Source organism: uncultured Tateyamaria sp. (genome assembly GCF_947496075.1).
GTDB lineage: Bacteria > Pseudomonadota > Alphaproteobacteria > Rhodobacterales > Rhodobacteraceae > Tateyamaria.
The window spans coordinates 963,117-980,400 of the sequence record NZ_CANMBJ010000002.1 but is presented as its reverse complement, the minus strand read 5'-3'; the positions used below and the strand labels follow the sequence as shown (position 1 = coordinate 980,400).

14 protein-coding genes are annotated in these 17,284 nt (G+C 60.4%); 12 read left to right on the top strand and 2 right to left on the bottom strand.

The window, feature by feature from the left end; all coding sequences use genetic code 11:
• The first annotated feature begins 77 nt into the window (after positions 1-77).
• The 3 genes from Q1A51_RS08830 to Q1A51_RS08820 are packed head-to-tail and all read left to right on the top strand — an operon-like array spanning position 78 to position 4,504.
• Positions 78-1,925 (top strand): peptidylprolyl isomerase, encoded by a 1,848-nt coding sequence (locus Q1A51_RS08830; RefSeq protein ID WP_299597212.1) that lies wholly within the window; start codon positions 78-80, stop codon positions 1,923-1,925.
• Complete coding sequence (trpE, locus tag Q1A51_RS08825) at positions 1,925-3,433, top strand: anthranilate synthase component I (protein WP_299597214.1); 1,509 nt, start codon at positions 1,925-1,927, stop codon at positions 3,431-3,433. Before Q1A51_RS08830 ends, trpE begins: the two co-directional genes overlap by 1 nt.
• A 33-nt stretch (positions 3,434-3,466) precedes the next feature.
• A complete protein-coding gene (locus Q1A51_RS08820) occupies positions 3,467-4,504 on the top strand; it encodes a succinylglutamate desuccinylase/aspartoacylase family protein (protein ID WP_299597217.1) in 1,038 nt (345 codons plus the stop codon).
• A gap of 3 nt (positions 4,505-4,507) precedes the next feature.
• Here Q1A51_RS08820 and Q1A51_RS08815 read toward each other — a convergent pair whose 3' ends face one another.
• Positions 4,508-5,980 carry a divergent polysaccharide deacetylase family protein gene (locus tag Q1A51_RS08815; protein WP_299597220.1) on the bottom strand — a complete coding sequence of 491 codons (1,473 nt, stop codon included), beginning with the start codon at positions 5,978-5,980 and terminating at the stop codon, positions 4,508-4,510.
• Positions 5,981-6,148: 168 nt separating this feature from the next.
• Between Q1A51_RS08815 and Q1A51_RS08810 the strand changes: the two genes are divergently transcribed.
• From Q1A51_RS08810 to lexA, 6 genes are all read left to right on the top strand, one after another.
• On the top strand, positions 6,149-6,730 hold the full coding sequence (locus Q1A51_RS08810; protein WP_299597223.1) for an aminodeoxychorismate/anthranilate synthase component II: 582 nt from the start codon (positions 6,149-6,151) through the stop codon (positions 6,728-6,730).
• Entirely contained in the window at positions 6,727-7,743 is a 1,017-nt protein-coding gene (gene trpD / locus Q1A51_RS08805) for an anthranilate phosphoribosyltransferase (RefSeq protein WP_299597226.1), read from the top strand. Before Q1A51_RS08810 ends, trpD begins: the two co-directional genes overlap by 4 nt.
• Positions 7,744-7,825: 82 nt before the next feature.
• Positions 7,826-8,641 carry an indole-3-glycerol phosphate synthase TrpC gene (gene trpC / locus Q1A51_RS08800; RefSeq protein WP_299597229.1) on the top strand — a complete coding sequence of 272 codons (816 nt, stop codon included), beginning with the start codon at positions 7,826-7,828 and terminating at the stop codon, positions 8,639-8,641.
• Positions 8,641-9,114 (top strand): cyclic pyranopterin monophosphate synthase MoaC, encoded by a 474-nt coding sequence (gene moaC / locus Q1A51_RS08795; RefSeq protein WP_299597232.1) that lies wholly within the window; start codon positions 8,641-8,643, stop codon positions 9,112-9,114. Before trpC ends, moaC begins: the two co-directional genes overlap by 1 nt.
• Positions 9,111-10,286 carry a gephyrin-like molybdotransferase Glp gene (gene glp / locus Q1A51_RS08790; RefSeq protein ID WP_299597234.1) on the top strand — a complete coding sequence of 392 codons (1,176 nt, stop codon included), beginning with the start codon at positions 9,111-9,113 and terminating at the stop codon, positions 10,284-10,286. Before moaC ends, glp begins: the two co-directional genes overlap by 4 nt.
• A gap of 66 nt (positions 10,287-10,352) precedes the next feature.
• Positions 10,353-11,051, top strand: coding sequence for a transcriptional repressor LexA (gene lexA / locus Q1A51_RS08785; RefSeq protein ID WP_299200288.1), 699 nt, complete (start codon positions 10,353-10,355; stop codon positions 11,049-11,051).
• An 81-nt stretch (positions 11,052-11,132) separates the two neighbouring features.
• On the opposite strand, the gene Q1A51_RS08780 is transcribed toward lexA, so the two are convergent.
• A complete protein-coding gene (locus Q1A51_RS08780) occupies positions 11,133-13,214 on the bottom strand; it encodes a ComEC/Rec2 family competence protein (RefSeq protein ID WP_299597238.1) in 2,082 nt (693 codons plus the stop codon).
• Positions 13,215-13,294: 80 nt separating this feature from the next.
• Between Q1A51_RS08780 and gltX the strand changes: the two genes are divergently transcribed.
• The 3 genes from gltX (at position 13,295) to Q1A51_RS08765 (ending at position 17,276) form a co-directional block, all read left to right on the top strand.
• The gene (gene gltX / locus Q1A51_RS08775) at positions 13,295-14,695 is read left to right on the top strand and encodes a glutamate--tRNA ligase (RefSeq protein ID WP_299597241.1); all 1,401 of its coding nucleotides are present in this window, start codon (positions 13,295-13,297) and stop codon (positions 14,693-14,695) included.
• A gap of 104 nt (positions 14,696-14,799) precedes the next feature.
• Positions 14,800-16,095: a citrate synthase gene (gltA, locus tag Q1A51_RS08770; protein ID WP_299200312.1), complete on the top strand. Its 1,296-nt coding sequence runs from the start codon at positions 14,800-14,802 to the stop codon at positions 16,093-16,095.
• A 152-nt stretch (positions 16,096-16,247) separates the two neighbouring features.
• Positions 16,248-17,276, top strand: coding sequence for a calcium-binding protein (locus Q1A51_RS08765; RefSeq protein ID WP_299597244.1), 1,029 nt, complete (start codon positions 16,248-16,250; stop codon positions 17,274-17,276).
• Positions 17,277-17,284 lie beyond the last annotated feature (8 nt).

Below are 17,284 nucleotides of genomic sequence, written 5' to 3'. Positions count from 1 at the left end.
ATCCCACGCGCTCTTGCCCGTCTCCGGCAGTGCCGTTAGACATCCTCAACCGAAACGACACCCGTTAGAAGGCGCACATGGCCAAGAGCAAAACATCCATCTCGAAAATCGCCGTTTGGATCCTTCTGGGCCTTTTATTCGTCGGTCTCAGCCTCGGCTTCGGCCTTGATGGTCTGGGCGGTACGATCCGCACCGTGGGCAAGGTCGGCGACAGGCACATCGATGTGCAAACCTACGCCAATACGCTGCAGCGCGAAATGCAGGCGGTAGGGCAACAGACGGGCAGCCCACTGACCTTTGCCCGTGCACAAGCCATTGGACTGGACCAGGCCGTTCTGGCCCGTCTGGTCCGCGCCCGTGCGCTGGACCACGAAGCAGGTGAAATGGGCCTGAGCGTGGGTGACGAAACGATCCGAGATGAAATCCTGAACATTCCAGCGTTCCGTGGCCTTGATGGTTCGTTTGACCGCGACGCCTATCGCTTCACCTTGGATCAGCAAGGCACCAGCGAGTCGGAGTTCGAAAATCAACTGCGCGAGGAAGTGTCCCGCTCAATCCTGCAAGGTGCCATCGTTTCGGGTGTCAGCATGCCTGAAACATATGCCCGCACGCTCGTGTCCTTCCTTGGTGAAACCCGCGACTTCACATGGGTGCGTCTGGGTCAGGCCGACCTTGAAACGGCACTGCCCGCACCCTCGGACGAGGTGTTGCGCGCGTATTACGACGACAACCTTGACGACTACGAACTGCCCGAAACCAAGCGCATCACCTATGCAGCACTGCTGCCCGACATGATCCTGGACTCCATGGAGGTTGAGGAAAGCACGCTGCGCGCCGAATACGACGCGCGGGCGGATCAATACAACCAGCCCGAGCGGCGCCTCGTTGAACGTCTCGTCTATCTTGATGCAGATGCAGCTGAACGTGCTGCGGCGCAGCTCGAGGTGGACGGCACCACGTTCGAAGCACTGGTGACGGAACGCGGGTTGGAATTAGCTGATGTCGACATGGGCGACGTGAACCGGCTTCAACTGGACGCAGCGGGTGAAGCTGTTTTCAATGCCGAGGTCGGAGATGTCGTTGGCCCACTTCCCTCATCGCTTGGCCCGGCGCTGTTCCGTGTGAACGGGGTCCTTCCTGCTCAGACCACCAGCTTTGAGGACGCCGAACCACAACTGCGCCAGGAACTGGCGCTGGACGCCGCACGCCGGCAGGTCGCCGTTCTGGCCGAAGAGTTCGACAATCTGTTGGCCGGAGGTGCCACGCTCGAAGAATTGGATGCGGAAACAGATATGCAGCTGGGAACCATCGACTGGTTCCCGGTCATGGGCGAAGGCATTGCAGCCTACGATGGTTTCCGCGATGCGGCGGTGGAACTGACCCAAGACGACTTCCCCGAAATCGTCGAACTGGACGACGGTGGCATCGTCGCCATGCGGATGGACGAACTGCTGCCGCCACGCCCTGCCCCGTTTGAAGAAGCGAAGTTGAACGTTCAAGGGAACTGGGAAGCGGAGCAGACCGAAGCCCGCTTGACCAAAAAGGCCGAAGCCCTGCTGCCCGCGTTGGAAGCTGGCGAAAGCTTTGCCAGCCAATCCTTGGACTCCATCGTTGAAACCGATCTGGATCGCAGCGCGTTTGTGCAGGGCACGCCGCCCGCGTTCATGCCAGCCGTGTTCGAGATGGAGCCCGGCGACGTTGGCATCATCCCGGGCTATGGCGCTGTGCTGGTTGTGCGCCTCGACGCAATCAACGAAACCACTGACACACCGGAAGTTCAGGCGGAAACCGAAGCGCTCAGCGCCGAGATGGGTCAGCTCCTCGCCGGTGAAATCTTCAACATCTTTGGCGAAGATGTTGTGCTGCGCGCGGGAACGCAAATCAACCAGCAGGCCCTGGACGCCGTGCACGTGAACTTCCCCTGATGGCACTGGTTCCCGATTTCGACAGCTTTGCCGCAGCCTATGCGGAGGGCCAGAACCAAGTGGTTTACACCCGGCTGGCGGCAGATCTGGACACACCCGTGTCTCTCATGCTGAAGCTAACGGGTGCTCAGAAAGATGCCTTTGTACTTGAGTCCGTCACCGGAGGTGAGGTGCGCGGGCGATATTCGATCATCGGGATGAAACCGGACCTGATTTGGCGCTGCGATGGCGAAGCGTCCTCGATCAACCGCATGGCGCGTTACGACGCTGACGCGTTTGAACCGCTCGATGGCAATCCGCTTGATGCGCTGCGCGCCCTGATCGAGGAAAGCCGCATCGCCCTGCCCGACGATCTGCCGCAAGCTGCCGCCGGCCTGTTTGGCTATCTTGGCTACGACATGATCCGGCTGGTTGAACGCTTGCCAGACATAAACCCTGACCCGCTTGGCCTGCCCGATGCACTGATGCTGCGCCCGTCCGTCGTTGCCGTTCTTGATGGCGTGAAGGGTGAGGTCACAGTCGTCTCGCCTGCATGGGTGAGCGATGGCCAATCAGCCCGCGCCGCCTATGCACAGGCCGCAGAACGGGTAATGGACGCCGTCCGCGATCTTGAACGCGCTACGCCGGTTGAAACCCGTGATCTGGGGGATGCAAGCCCGCAAGCCGAACCGGTGTCGAACTTCACCAAGGATGCCTACAAGGCCGCCGTCGAAAAGGCGCGCGACTACATCAAGGCGGGCGATATCTTTCAGGTCGTACCGGCGCAGCGTTGGACGCAGGAGTTCCGGGAGCCACCCTTTGCGCTCTACCGGTCGCTCCGGCGCACTAACCCATCGCCCTTCATGTTTTACTTCAACTTCGGTGGGTTTCAGGTCGTCGGCGCAAGCCCCGAAATCCTGGTCCGTGTGTTCGGCAACGAGGTCACGATCCGCCCGATTGCAGGCACCCGTCCCCGCGGGGACACACCTGAAAAGGACAAGGAACTGGAAGCCGATCTGCTTGCCGACAAGAAAGAGCTGGCAGAGCACCTCATGCTGCTGGACCTCGGCCGCAACGACGTGGGCCGCGTGGCCAAGATTGGCACCGTGCGCCCCACCGAGGAATTCATCGTCGAACGCTACAGCCACGTGATGCACATCGTCTCGAACGTCGTGGGCGAACTGGCCGAGGGCAAAGACGCGCTTGACGCATTCTTTGCCGGGATGCCCGCTGGCACCGTATCTGGCGCACCCAAGGTAAGGGCGATGGAAATCATCGACGAATTGGAGCCGGAAAAGCGCGGAGTGTATGGCGGCGGCGTCGGCTATTTCAGTGCGGGTGGCGACATGGATATGTGCATCGCCTTGCGCACGGCCGTTGTTCAGGACCAGAAGCTCTACATCCAAGCTGGCGGCGGCGTTGTCTATGACAGCGATCCCGAGGCCGAATTCATGGAAACAGTGCACAAGTCTGGCGCCATCCGGCGTGCGGCAGCGGATGCTGCGCGCTTTGGCGGCGGCAATCAGTGACGCACAGACTGGCGTGGCAATGGGTCAGAGCTGATGCCGCGTGACGCGTTCGAGCTGGGCGGCACAAGTGTTGCAGCAGGCAGCCGCGCATCGGTAGCCCTGCCCGTTTCGGATTTGCCGGATCACACGCCGGTTTCCCTTCGGGTCGAGGTTTTGCACGGCAAACGCCCAGGCCCAACCATGTTCGTCAGCGCCGCTGTACATGGGGATGAGGTGATCGGGGTAGAAATTGTACGCCGTCTGCTCCGCACATCGCAGCTCGACAAATTGCGGGGGACTCTGCTGGTTGTTCCGATCGTAAATGCATTCGGCTTTCTGGCGCGATCCCGCTATCTGCCAGACCGCCGCGACCTGAACCGTTGTTTTCCCGGCAGTGCGAGCGGATCCCTTGGATCGCGCTTGGCCCACATCTTTCTGAATGATGTGGTTCTGCGCTGCGATTTCGGCATCGACCTGCATTCAGCAGCCGTTCATCGCACCAACCTGCCTCAAATTCGCATCACGCCTGGCGACCCGATCACCGCGAAAATGGCGCGCAGCTTTGGTGCACCTGTCATTCTGACGTCCTCCCTGCGCGAGGGATCATTGCGCGGCGAAGCGGCAGAGCGCGGGACACCCGTTTTGCTTTATGAAGCAGGTGAAGGTCTGCGGTTTGATGAGTTTTCTGTGCGCGCTGGCGTCGCGGGCATCCTCCGCGTCATGCGCGACCAGGACATGTTGGCCGCCAAGGGCATCGCACCCCCAAGGACGCCATCTTTGACCTGCAATGGCTCTACGTGGCTGCGCGCGCCATCCGGCGGTCTGCTGCGGACCTTTCGGGCAGAGGGCGACGTTGTCGACGAAAACGAGGTTCTGGCGGCTATTTCCGATCCATCCGGGTCGACGGAAACCGAGCTCGTTGCCCCGTCGCCCGGCATCCTGATCGGACGCGCCGTTTTACCGGTCGTGAACGAAGGGGACGCCGTCTTTCATCTTGCCGAGATCAGTCCCACGGCAGACGAAGACACGGTCGGGGCGATGACGGCCCAATTGGAAACCGACCCACTCTTTGACGAGGATGAGATTATCTGAGCGCTATTGCGGTTGTTCGGCAAGCAACTGCAGGACAGATGACACTGGCGCAAGCGCCACGCGCTCTGCCCTGTCTTGCAAGCCCCACAACAACAGGGCCGAGATTGTGTCCGGCCGCACCCGCCCCACCATGATCACACCGCCTTCTTGCCCCGCGCGGAACGCCGCCTGATCCAAAAAGCGCCGGATGACCGTCGGTGTCTGACCCGCGCTATCGAAGTCGCGGAACACCAGACCGGTCGGCACTCCGTCGCGCGCGGCCAGCTTTTGGGCAGTGTTCAATCCCTTGGATTGCAGGATCAATCCGTGACCGGATGCCAAGACAGCCGCAGCCACCTGGTCGGATGTGTCGCGTGTCTCTTGCAAGCCAGTGCCAGTCCCTTCCATTACCGCAACAGCTTCCGGCACGGCATCTATGGCCGCCGAAAGCGTCACCTCGGTATCAGAGGCCGTTGCACCCGCAGGCAGATCCAAAAGCGCCGCAACCTCGAACCCCTGTCCGCGGTACTCGGCGGCCCGCTCCGCTGCATCGGGCAGCGACGCCTTCACCGCGAATGTCAGCGGATAGGGAAAACTCTGCAAAGCAGCGAGGCCAACGCTGCCGCCGGTAAGATCTGCGCCCTCATCAATCAAGACAATGGACATCAAGGGCTTGTCTTCAGGGTTCTCGAAAGGCGCAGCATAAATCTGGATCGGAGGCCCATCTGCCGCTGCACCATTTGCCACCTCGTCCGTCTCTGCAAGCGGCTCCTCCGCACTGGGAGCGCGATCAACCAGGGACGTGGCAGGGCGCCCAATCGTGGGCCGTGCAATATCAGTCTCTGGATCCAGCGCCGAGGGAAGTGCGGCAGACCGTTCAGGTGCTGTTTCTGGATCAGCTGGTGTATCGACCCGCTCGGGAACGTCCGGAGCCGGGGCAGCATCTGGCGCATCGGGCGCCGCAGCTTCGGCGGTTGGCGCGTCCGTGCCGTCAGGCGTTGTTGGCGCGTCTTCAGCGAATGCGCTTGGCGCATCCGGAACCTGCGGTGCAGGCGGTTGCGCGGGGTCTGTCGAAATGGACAATTCCGTCTCACCCACAGGCGCTTGTGGCGCTTCGCCCTGTGGGCTGGGCTGCACCGGTGCATCCGTGTCGATTGCGACAGTTGCACCTTCACCAACCTCGGCAGGATCAGCCAGCCCTTCTGCCTGACCGGTCTGTGGTACAGATGGTGTATCGGCACCCGCCGCTTCTGCGGCAGTCAGGTCATCGGCCTCCGGACTGTCGATTTGTGGCGCGTCACCATCCATGACCAGATCGGCATCGCCACGGGTCTGCGGCGTCTCGCCTGTGCCTTCCTGAGGTGCGTCAACACCCTGCGGTGCGCGCACGACTGCATCTGGCGCCGTCGGGCCGTCACTGGCAATAGACAAGGCCGCCGCGCCTGCAACGCTCACCACGCCACCCCAAAAAATGCCGCTCAGAAAACCCCGTGCCATATCTGACCTCTTTGCCTGTCCCGCTGTGACCTCGCTTTGCGATGTGCCACAGCCTGCTCTTCGTGCCTGTTCGAACACCCCCCGCCTCTTGACGCTGGCGGGCAAGCCTGAACATGTATGGCGCAACTATACCGGCCAACGCCCGCCCTTGGAACATCGAATACGCCCATGCTTCTGCTGATCGACAATTACGACAGTTTTACCTACAACCTCGTCCATTATTTGGGATCGTTGGGGGCGGATGTTCATGTCTACCGCAATGACGCCCTGAATGTGCAAGAAGCGATGGCACTCAAGCCCGAAGGCATCCTTCTGTCACCTGGTCCCGCGACGCCGGATCAGGCCGGTATCTGTCTTGCACTCACCGCAGCCGCTGCTGAAACACGCACCCCCCTTATGGGTGTATGCCTTGGTCACCAGACCATCGGGCAAGCCTTTGGCGGCAAGGTCGTGCGCGCGGACGAGATCGTTCATGGCAAGATGGGCACCATGCACCATGACAATCGCTCGGTGTTCAAAGGGTTGCCCAGCCCGTTCGAAGCAACCCGTTACCATTCGCTGATCGTCGACCGGGACAGCCTGCCGGATGAGCTGGAAATCACCGGCGCGCTCGAAGACGGCACGATCATGGGCCTTGCCCACAAGGAATTGCCGATCCACGGCGTGCAATTCCATCCGGAATCGATCCGCTCGGAACATGGGCACGCCATGCTCCAGAACTTCCTGGATCTGATGCCGGTGGCCGCATGAGTGACGCACTAAAACCGCTCATTGATGCAGCGGCAAACGGTCCCCTGACACGCGATCAGGCCGAATCTGCTTTCCAGATTCTCTTCGATGGCGAAGCAACGCCCAGCCAGATCGGCGGATTGCTCATGGCCTTGCGGACGCGCGGGGAAACCGTTGATGAATATGCGGCAGCAGCGGCTGTCATGCGTGCCAAGTGCAATGCGGTCAGGGCGCCTGAAGGGTCAATGGACATCGTAGGCACAGGTGGGGATGGCAAGGGGACCTTGAACATCTCGACAGCCACCGCATTCGTCGTGGCAGGCGCAGGCGTGACGGTCGCCAAACACGGCAACCGCAACCTCAGCTCCAAATCCGGGGCAGCGGATGCGCTGACCCAGATGGGAATCAACGTGATGGTCGGCCCCGATGTGGTCGAAAAAGCCATCAAGGGTGCTGGCATTGGCTTTATGATGGCCCCCATGCATCACCCCGCCATCGCCCATGTGATGCCGACGAGAGCAGAACTTGGCACGCGCACAATCTTCAACATCCTCGGACCGCTCACAAATCCCGCAGGCGTCAAACGGCAATTGACGGGCGCATTCTCGCGCGACCTGATCCGCCCCATGGCCGAAACACTGGGTCAGCTTGGTTCCGAAGCTGCATGGCTGGTGCACGGTTCGGATGGCACGGATGAACTGACGATCACAGGCGTGTCCTGGGTGTCCGGCCTGTCCGATGGCACAGTCACTGATTTTGAAGTGCACCCAGAAGAAGCTGGCCTGCCCACCCATCCGTTCGAGGCGATCGTAGGCGGCACGCCGGAAGAGAATGCCAAATCGTTCGCAGCCCTGCTGGACGGGGCGCCGGGCGCCTATCGCGACGCTGTCCTTCTGAATTCCGCAGCCGCACTCAAAGTTGCCGGCACCGTCACGGACTTGAAGGAAGGGACCGCACGCGCCGCGGAAAGCATCGACAGCGGCGCCGCACGCGACAAGATCAATATGGTCGCAAAGATCACGCAAGCGGGTTGATGCTCATTCACCCAGCCAGATAAACTCCGGAGAGCACGAGAGACTGCCCCTCGTCCCCACCGTCAGACAAAAAGCGCGCCAGATGACCGATACGATCCTCGACAAAATCAAAGCCTACAAACTTGAGGAAGTGGCGGCCGACAAGGCGTCCAAACCGCTCGAAGCCGTGGAAGCGGAGGCACGTGAAGCGTCCCCCGTGCGCCCGTTTGCAAATGCGCTGCAGGTTGCGAACCGCGAAGCCTATGGCCTGATTGCCGAGATCAAAAAAGCCAGCCCGTCCAAAGGCCTGATCCGGGCGGATTTTGATCCGGCGGAGCTCGCGAAAGCCTACGAAGACGGCGGCGCCACATGCCTATCGGTCCTGACGGATACCCCAAGTTTTCAGGGCGCCAAAGAGTTCCTGACACAAGCCCGCAACGCCTGCGCCCTGCCCGCTTTGCGCAAGGATTTCATGTACGACACCTATCAGGTGGCCGAAGCGCGCGCACTTGGGGCCGATTGCATCCTGATCATCATGGCATCAGTCAGTGATGCACAGGCCCACGAGCTGGAAGAAGCGGCGATGGAATGGGGCATGGACGTGCTGCTAGAAGTGCACGACGCGGAAGAGCTTGAGCGCGCTGCGGCTCTGAAAAGCCCGCTCATGGGCATCAACAACCGCAACCTCAAGACATTCGAGGTGACGCTCGACACCACTCGTACCCTGTCCAAACAGGTGCCAGCCGATCGGACCATCGTGGCCGAAAGCGGTCTCAACACACCGGCCGACCTCGCTGATCTTGCCATGTACGGTGCTCGAACCTTCCTGATTGGGGAAAGCCTGATGCGGCAGGACGACGTGGCCGCTGCCACGCGAACCTTGCTCGCCAACCCGCTCACTGCCGGAGGGGGGATGTAATGGCACTTACGCATTTCGACGATCAGGGTGCGGCCCACATGGTCGATGTGTCTGACAAGGATGTCACTGACCGCATCGCCGTGGCTGAAACATGGGTGAAGATGAAGCCGGAAACCTTTGATATCATTACCGAAGGACGCGCAAAAAAGGGTGATGTCATCGGGGTTGCACGTCTGGCCGGGATCATGGGGGCCAAGCGCACTGCTGACCTGATCCCGCTGTGCCATCCGCTGCCCATAACCAAAGTGTCCGTTGATCTGACCCCTGACGCCGCCCTGCCGGGTCTGCGTATCACGGCCACTGTGAAGACAACCGGCCAAACCGGTGTCGAGATGGAAGCGCTGACCGCCGCCTCCACCGCCGCTCTCACGGTCTACGACATGGCCAAGGCCGTCGACAAAGGCATGGAGATCGGCGGTCTGCGCGTCGTTCTGAAAGATGGCGGGAAGTCTGGGCGCTACGAGGCGACATGATCACCGTCACCCAAGCGCTGGAAAACCTGTTCGACCTTGCGGACGAAATGCCGACCGAACATGTGCCCCTTCTTGAAGCGGATGGTCGGGTGCTGGCTGAACCCGTCGCTTCGCAGCGCACCCAACCGCCCTTTGCCGCATCTTCAATGGATGGCTACGCGCTCAAGGCGGTCGAGGCAGATTTGCACGCGCAGTTCAAAGTGGTGGGTGAAGCCGCCGCTGGACATGGATGGAACGGGACCGTCGGCGCCGGTCAAGCCGTGCGCATCTTTACTGGCGCGCCAGTGCCCGATGGAGCGGATAAGGTTGTCATCCAGGAAGACGTCACACGCAGCGGCGATCTGATCACGATCACGGACGATCCCGGCACAAAAGACAACATCCGTCCCGCTGGCATCGACTTCTCTGAAGGGGACACGCTCGACGCCCCCCGCATCCTCGCCCCGGCCGACATTGCGCTTTTAGCGTCGATGAACGTGCCGCAAGTTGCCGTTCGGCGCGCACCGGTCGTGGCACTGATCGCAACAGGTGACGAGTTGGTTATGCCTGGCGAAGACCCCGGCCCGGATCAGATTATCGCATCGAACACGTTCGGCCTGGCTGCGATGCTTAGACGGCTTGGGGCGATACCCCGCCTATTGCCGATTGCACGTGACAGCGCCGCATCCCTGACAACCGTGTTCAGCCTGGCAAAGGGCGCTGATCTGATCGTCACCATTGGTGGCGCATCGGTCGGCGATCATGACCTGGTTGGCCATGTTGCAGGCGAGTTGGGTATGGAGCGCAGTTTCTACAAAGTCGCGATGCGCCCTGGCAAACCGCTGATGGCGGGACGACTGCACGGCACGCCCATGGTTGGCCTTCCGGGAAATCCAGTGTCCGCCATGGTGTGTGGTACTGTTTTTCTGGCTCCGATGATCCGCGCAATGCAAGGGTTGGGCCGGGCTCCCGCCACACGTCACCTGATGCCGCTCTCTGCGCCACTTGGCGCAAATGGCCCGCGCGAGCATTACATGCGCGGGCGGGTCCGGAATGGTGCCGTAGAAGATGCCGGGCTGCAGGACAGTTCATTGTTAAGTGTGCTGGCCAACGCAAATGCCCTTATCGTGCGCGCGCCAAATGATCCGCCCCGTAACGCCGGTGATCTGGTGGATGTGGTAGATTTGACCTGACCCGTTGACACAAAAGGGGAACGTCCGTAGAACAAACCCAAACAAAATGGGCTTGGAGGACGAACAGTGTTGACAAAGAAGCAGCTGGATCTGCTCGAATTCATTCATAAACGGGTGCAGCGCGACGGGGTTCCCCCCAGCTTTGACGAGATGAAAGAGGCGTTGGACCTGCGGTCCAAGTCGGGCATCCACCGCCTGATCACGGCGCTTGAGGAACGCGGCTTCATTCGCCGCCTCGCCCACCGCGCCCGTGCCATCGAAGTTGTGCGGCTGCCTGAAAGTCTGGGCGGTGCCCCGAGCGGCTTCCAGCCCCGGGTCATCGATGGCGACAAACCTGACGCGCCGCCCCCGGCTGCTGCCCGTCCTGTTGAGACCGCAGACGCGATAAATTTGCCTGTTATGGGCCGGATTGCCGCCGGGGTGCCAATCTCTGCAATATCAGAGGTCTCGCACTCCGTGGCTGTGCCCGGACAGATGCTTTCGGGACAGGGCGATCACTATGCGCTTGAGGTCAAGGGCGACTCGATGATCGATGCAGGCATCAATGACGGCGATGTCGTGGTCATTCGCGAAACATCAACGGCGGACAACGGCGACATCGTTGTGGCACTTGTCGAAGACCACGAGGCAACGTTGAAGCGCTACATGCGCAAGGGTGATACGATTGCGCTTGAAGCGGCAAACCCAGCCTACGAGACACGTGTTTTCCCCGTGGGACAAGTCAAGGTGCAAGGGCGGCTCGTTGGTTTGATCCGCACCTATTGAACAAGGGCGCACGACACGTGCGCCTTACTCGTTACGATCACCGCACAGAATGTGTGTCGTAGGGCGGACCAATGGTCCGCCTTACTTGTTTTCCGCAACAGCCCAATTGTTTTCGAAAAGCCTTGTCAGTTCGGGTGGTGGGGCTTTGGCCCAGCCAGACCACATGCGATCCCCGGCAACGTCACGCGCTGTGCGAATACGCAACCCGCCCCCTGTTTCCACAAAGGCAATGGCACCGGTGCGCCGCAGAATGGGTGGGGATAGCACAAGACACGGAAGGTTTGCAGCGTCGAGCAGCTCCGTGTTGCTGACAACAATGTCGCCCTTCGCGCAGCCAGAAAATCCCGCAGCCGCGCGTTTGCCACTCAGGTGCACGATCCGGGGACCGCTCCCCTCTTTCCAGCGCGCTGCGGCATCTTCTTGTTCAATCCCCTCCCCATCGTTTTCCAACCAGTTGCGCGCGACAAACCCCGCGCCCTTGGCTTTGCTCAAGGCGCGCCCTTCATCGGTCATGAGGCCCACGATACCGCCCGTATCGGCCACCAACACCTGCGGGCGCGATCCTGTTTGCCAAAGCAAGAAAGCAAGAGCGACGGCGGCCCCCCCTGCAAAGCGCACACGCCCCTGCCAAAGGATCACAAAGAGCATGCCCAAAGCCATCAAGGGCAACACGGCTGGACCCGGCCCCGCCACGTAACCCTGTGCCCCCTCCAACCCGGACACTGTATCGGCAACCCAAAGAATCCAACGCAACCCCAGACCCATCAACCACAAACCGATGCCATCAAGGCCAACAGGTGCCAGCACCAGCGCCAAAACCGCCGCCGGAATCACAAGCGTGCCCATGAGCGGCACACTTGCGAGGTTCGCAATTAGCCCGTAATGCGCCATCGTGTTGAAATGCGCGGCACCGATGGGTGCCGTCGCAAGCCCTGCCACAGCCGAAGAGATCACAACCCCCAATACAGGCTGCAACCATTTCGGACCTAGCGACCAATCAAGATCGCGGATCCAGCCAAAGACAGCGACAAGTGCGGTGGTGGCGGCAAAGGACATCTGGAAGCCGGGGCCCATCAACGCCTCTGGTCGTAAAGTCAAAACAATCAACGCGGCCATGGCCACCGCCCGCAGGCTGAGGGCACGCCGATTGACCAGCACCGCACAGAGGGCCACCGCTACCATAACAAAGGCACGCTCGGTCGCTACATTTCCTCCGGACAAAGCAAGATAGACCGAAGCCGCGATCAAAGCGCCCACGGCGGCCATTTTTCGAGCAGGCCAATACAGTGCAATGCGTGGTATCAAGGCAAAGAGCAGGCGCAGCAGACCGAATACAAAGCCCGACAGCAGGCCCATATGCAGCCCCGAAATCGCCAGCAAATGCGCCGTGTTTGAGGCTCGCAGGTCTTGCAAGGCATTCTGGCTGATCCCGCTGCGATCCCCCGTGGTCACAGCCGCCGCGAACCCGCCCACATCCCCAGGCAGGATCGCCCGTACATGGGTCGAAACAGTCATGCGGATACGGAAGACTGTCTGGCGCAGATCGAATTCCGCCATGCTGATGGCAAGCAAAGGCACGCGAGTGTAACCGACCGCACCCAGTTCTGCGAACCACGCATGGCGTTGGAAATCGAAACCTCCGGGCTCCACCGGGCCACCCGGAGGCCCAAGATGCGCGGTGGTCATCACCCGCAAACCGGGTTCCGGCGTCACACCCAGATCAGATTTGTCATGTAATGAAATGCGCACCCGTCTTGGCGTATCCGACGGGGCAACGCGGTCCAGCTTGACGTGATCCAGGGTCAGGCGCACAGCATCAGATGCACTGCGATCCATACCAACGATGCGTCCCTCAACTGGCCCGTAATAGCGCCAGTCCAGCACCGGACCAGCCACGGAATGCGCCCGCCATCCGGCCAGGACAAAGCCAAGAGCAATCATTGTCAGGAACACGAACGCAGGTGACATCACCTCGCCAATGCGCCGGGACAGAAACGCAGCACCGGCCCCCGCCCCCCCGACACTCAGGATCAAGGCCACCGATGGCTCAAACCGTAATCCGAAAAACAGCGCAATCCCGCAGGCCATTCCAACCGGACACCATCCAAACAGGTGGCCGCGCTGGATCAGCATCACGTGGCGAAATCCCAGGCCATGCCCCATGCTTGCCCCTCTCGCCCATGGTGAGTATCAGGAGCGCAAACCGTAGACCCACCGTGGTTAAACAAAGGTAAACGCACACCATGTCACAACCCGTCGTCACCCGCTTTGCCCCTTCACCCACGGGGTTCCTGCACATCGGCAGTGCACGCACGGCGCTGTTCAACTGGCTGTACGCGCGGGGGCGCGGCGGAACCTTCCTGCTACGGATCGAAGATACCGATCGCGCGCGCTCCACCCCGGAAGCAACACAAGCAATCTTCGATGGGATGGCGTGGCTCGGGCTTGACCACGATGGCGAGGCGACCAGCCAGTTCGCAAACGCTGACCGCCATGCAGAGGTCGCGCATCAGCTTCTGGCAGAAGGCAAAGCGTACAAATGCTTCTCGACGCAGGAAGAGATTGCAGCCTTCCGCGAAACCGCGCGGGCCGAAGGCAAATCGACCCTTTTCCGTTCACCCTGGCGCGACGCTGACCCCGCCACACACCCCGATACGCCGTTCGTTGTTCGGATCAAGGCGCCTCAGGAAGGCGCGACCGTGATCAGTGACGAAGTCCAAGGTGATGTGACCATTCGGAATGACCAACTGGACGACATGGTTCTGCTGCGCGCTGACGGCACGCCCGTCTACATGCTTGCCGTCGTGGTGGATGATCACGACATGGGGGTCACGCACGTGATCCGCGGCGACGATCATCTGAATAACGCCGCCCGACAGATGATGATCTATGATGCCATGGGCTGGGATGTTCCCGTCTGGGCGCATATCCCACTCATCCACGGGCCAGACGGTAAAAAATTGTCGAAACGGCACGGTGCGCTTGGTGCGCAAGAGTATCAGGTCATGGGGTATCCCGCCGCCGGTATGCGCAATTACCTTGCTCGCCTGGGATGGAGCCACGGCGACGACGAGTTCTTTACCGATGCGCAGGCAAAGGAGTGGTTTGACCTTGGCGGCATCGGGAAAAGCCCCGCCCGCTTCGACGTAAAGAAGCTTGAAAACCTCAGCGGTCAGCACATCGCGCAGACCGAAGACGCTGCGTTGCAGCAAGAAATTGAGAACTTTTTGAAGGCTGCGGGCAAGGAACCTCTGAAACAATCGCAGAAAGATGGGTTGTTGAACGCGCTACCCCACGTCAAGGAACGGGCAAAGACCTTGCCAGAACTGCTTGAAAAAGCGCATTTTGTTCTGACAGAGCGGCCAATCGCACCGGATGAAAAGGCATCAAAAGCGCTTGATACGGTATCCCGTAGTATACTGTCGCAATTGACGCCGCAGTTGCAAACCGTTACTTGGTCCCGTGACAGTTTGGAGGCGGTCCTGAACGATTTTGCTGCGTCACAGGACACGAAATTCGGCAAGCTGGCAGGCCCGTTGCGGGCCGCCCTTGCGGGTCGGGCCGTAACGCCTTCGGTCTTTGACATGATGCTGGTGCTGGGGCGCGAAGAAACCCTTGCAAGGCTTGAGGATGCTGCCGCCTGACGAGGTTCATCAATCGTTCATGGTGCGCAGTCTAACGATGGGCACGCGGGTCTACCGCGGCCCAAGGCGGGCATGCCCGCCACGCGACGAAAGGAACGACCCTGATGGCCGATACCCAAAAATCCGCAACCCTGACAATTGGTGACGACAGCTTCGATCTGCCAATCCACTCGCCCACCGCGGGCCCCGATGTGCTGGATATCCGCAAACTCTATGGCCAGGCGGGTGTGTTCACCTATGACCCCGGCTATACCTCGACCGCCAGCTGCGACAGCACCATCACCTTCATCGACGGGGACAAGGGCGTGCTACTGCACCGTGGCTATCCCATTGATCAACTGGCTGGCAAATCGCACTATCTCGAAGTGTGCTACCTGCTGCTCTATGGTGAATTGCCGTCAGCCGCACAATTGGAAGAATTCGAAAGCCTCGTGACAAACCACACCATGCTGCACGAGCAGATGGTGTATTTCTACCGCGGCTTCCGCCGGGACGCGCACCCTATGGCGATCATGACCGGCGTGGTTGGGGCGATGTCGGCCTTCTACCACGACAGCACCGACATCCACGACGCCCACCAGCGCGAGGTCGCCTCGATCCGCCTGATCGCCAAGATGCCGACGATTGCCGCCTGGGCCTACAAATTCTCGATCGGCCAGCCGTTCATCTATCCGCGCAACGATCTGGATTATGCGTCGAACTTCCTGCGCATGTGCTTCGCCGTCCCCGCCGAGGACTATGAGGTCAACCCGATCCTGTCCCGTGCCATGGACCGCATCTTTACCCTGCATGCCGATCACGAACAGAACGCCTCGACCTCGACTGTGCGTCTGGCGTCGTCCTCGGGTGCCAACCCGTTTGCGTGTATCGCGGCCGGTATCGCCTGCCTCTGGGGCCCGGCCCATGGCGGTGCAAACCAGGCATGCCTCGAGATGCTCAAGGAAATCGGCAGCGTCGACCGCATCCCCGAATTCATTGCCCGCGCCAAGGACAAGAACGATCCGTTCCGCCTGATGGGTTTCGGCCACCGCGTCTACAAGAACTTCGATCCCCGTGCGACGGTGATGAAGCAGTCGGCCGACGAGGTTCTGGAGCTCTTGGGGGTCGACAACAACCCGATCCTGCAAGTTGCCAAGGAACTTGAAAAACAGGCGCTGGAGGATCCGTACTTCGCCGAGAAGAAGCTGTTCCCGAACGTGGACTTCTATTCCGGCATTATCCTCGAAGCGATGGGCTTCCCCACGTCGATGTTCACACCAATCTTTGCGATGTCGCGGACGGTGGGCTGGATCTCGCAGTGGAAAGAAATGATCGCAGATCCGCAGAACAAGATTGGCCGCCCGCGCCAGTTGTATCTGGGCGAAACGTCCCGCGATTACGTGGACATCGAAAACCGCTGATCCAAGGAAAAGCCCCGCCCAGTGCGGGGCTTTTTTTCGGTCAATTCAATCTGTTTTCCCGCATCGTTTCGTCGCCGTCGACAATGCCCATATCTGCTTGACAGAAGACGCACCACCGCTCCAAAAAAGACAAAACACTGGGGGGTGTTGTTATGGTAATTGGTTTTACTCTTCTGACGTTGCTGGGCATTGGCCTGATCGTTAGTCTTGTGGATGATGACGACGACAGTTCAAGCAACTCGGTCACAGAGCCAGACGGTGTAGAAGTCACCGGCACCGAAGATTCAGAGATCATCAACGGGACAGAAGGGACGGACCTTCTGATCGGCGGCGATGGTCAAGACATAATCAACGGTGATGCATCTTCGGACACGATCGAAGGCGGCGCAGGTGACGACCGCATTGTGGGCGACGCTGGTGATGACCAACTTCTAGGCCAAGCGGATGACGATGTGATCATCGGCGGCGGAGGCGATGATACAATTGCCAGCGGCCAAGGCGACGACTTTGCACAAGGTCGCGGCGGCGATGACAGGCTGACAGGCAGTCTCGGTCGGGACTGGCTTGAAGGCGGCGACGGCAGTGACACCATTGCGGCCGGGTTCGGAGAAGACACGTTGGTTGGCGGTACCGGCGCCGATTCACTTGAGGGCGGCGGCGGCACTGACTTGATCATGGGCGGCGACTTGGCCGAGATTGACCTGTCAGAATTTGAATTGGTCGGTTTGCGGGATGGGACGCTGAGCTTTGTCGAAGCCGCCGGGCTGGAAGACTTGGACGACGTCCTGCTTGACGTGGGCGACGCGGAAGACAACGCCGCCGATACACTGAACGGCGGTGACGGCAATGACGCACTACTCATCGGAAGCGGAGATATCGCAACCGGTGGCGAGGGCGAGGATGAGTTCGGGATTTTCGCGGATGCCCTGTCCGGAGATCAGGGCCCGAGCACCATCACGGACTATGTCCCTGGAGAAGACTTTATCTTCATTCTGGATGATCCAGATGCCGCGACACCAGCAAGCGTTTCTGTCCTGACAGCAGGTGACGACGCAATTGTCGCCCTGAATGGTCAACCTGTTACGATTGTGAACGGGGCAGCAGGATCGCTGTCAACGGACGACATCGGCTTTATCGCCGGTATCCCTGTCTCGGTTCTCGACCCCAACACAACGGTCTGATCCGCGGG

Coding starts and splice junctions, on each gene's coding strand:
- Q1A51_RS08830 (WP_299597212.1), top strand. CDS start 78: ATGGCCAAGAGCAAAACATCCATCTCGAAAATCGCCGTTTGGATCCTT.
- trpE (WP_299597214.1), top strand. CDS start 1,925: ATGGCACTGGTTCCCGATTTCGACAGCTTTGCCGCAGCCTATGCGGAG.
- Q1A51_RS08820 (WP_299597217.1), top strand. CDS start 3,467: ATGCCGCGTGACGCGTTCGAGCTGGGCGGCACAAGTGTTGCAGCAGGC.
- Q1A51_RS08815 (WP_299597220.1), bottom strand. CDS start 5,980: ATGGCACGGGGTTTTCTGAGCGGCATTTTTTGGGGTGGCGTGGTGAGC.
- Q1A51_RS08810 (WP_299597223.1), top strand. CDS start 6,149: ATGCTTCTGCTGATCGACAATTACGACAGTTTTACCTACAACCTCGTC.
- trpD (WP_299597226.1), top strand. CDS start 6,727: ATGAGTGACGCACTAAAACCGCTCATTGATGCAGCGGCAAACGGTCCC.
- trpC (WP_299597229.1), top strand. CDS start 7,826: ATGACCGATACGATCCTCGACAAAATCAAAGCCTACAAACTTGAGGAA.
- moaC (WP_299597232.1), top strand. CDS start 8,641: ATGGCACTTACGCATTTCGACGATCAGGGTGCGGCCCACATGGTCGAT.
- glp (WP_299597234.1), top strand. CDS start 9,111: ATGATCACCGTCACCCAAGCGCTGGAAAACCTGTTCGACCTTGCGGAC.
- Q1A51_RS08780 (WP_299597238.1), bottom strand. CDS start 13,214: ATGGGGCATGGCCTGGGATTTCGCCACGTGATGCTGATCCAGCGCGGC.
- gltX (WP_299597241.1), top strand. CDS start 13,295: ATGTCACAACCCGTCGTCACCCGCTTTGCCCCTTCACCCACGGGGTTC.
- gltA (WP_299200312.1), top strand. CDS start 14,800: ATGGCCGATACCCAAAAATCCGCAACCCTGACAATTGGTGACGACAGC.
- Q1A51_RS08765 (WP_299597244.1), top strand. CDS start 16,248: ATGGTAATTGGTTTTACTCTTCTGACGTTGCTGGGCATTGGCCTGATC.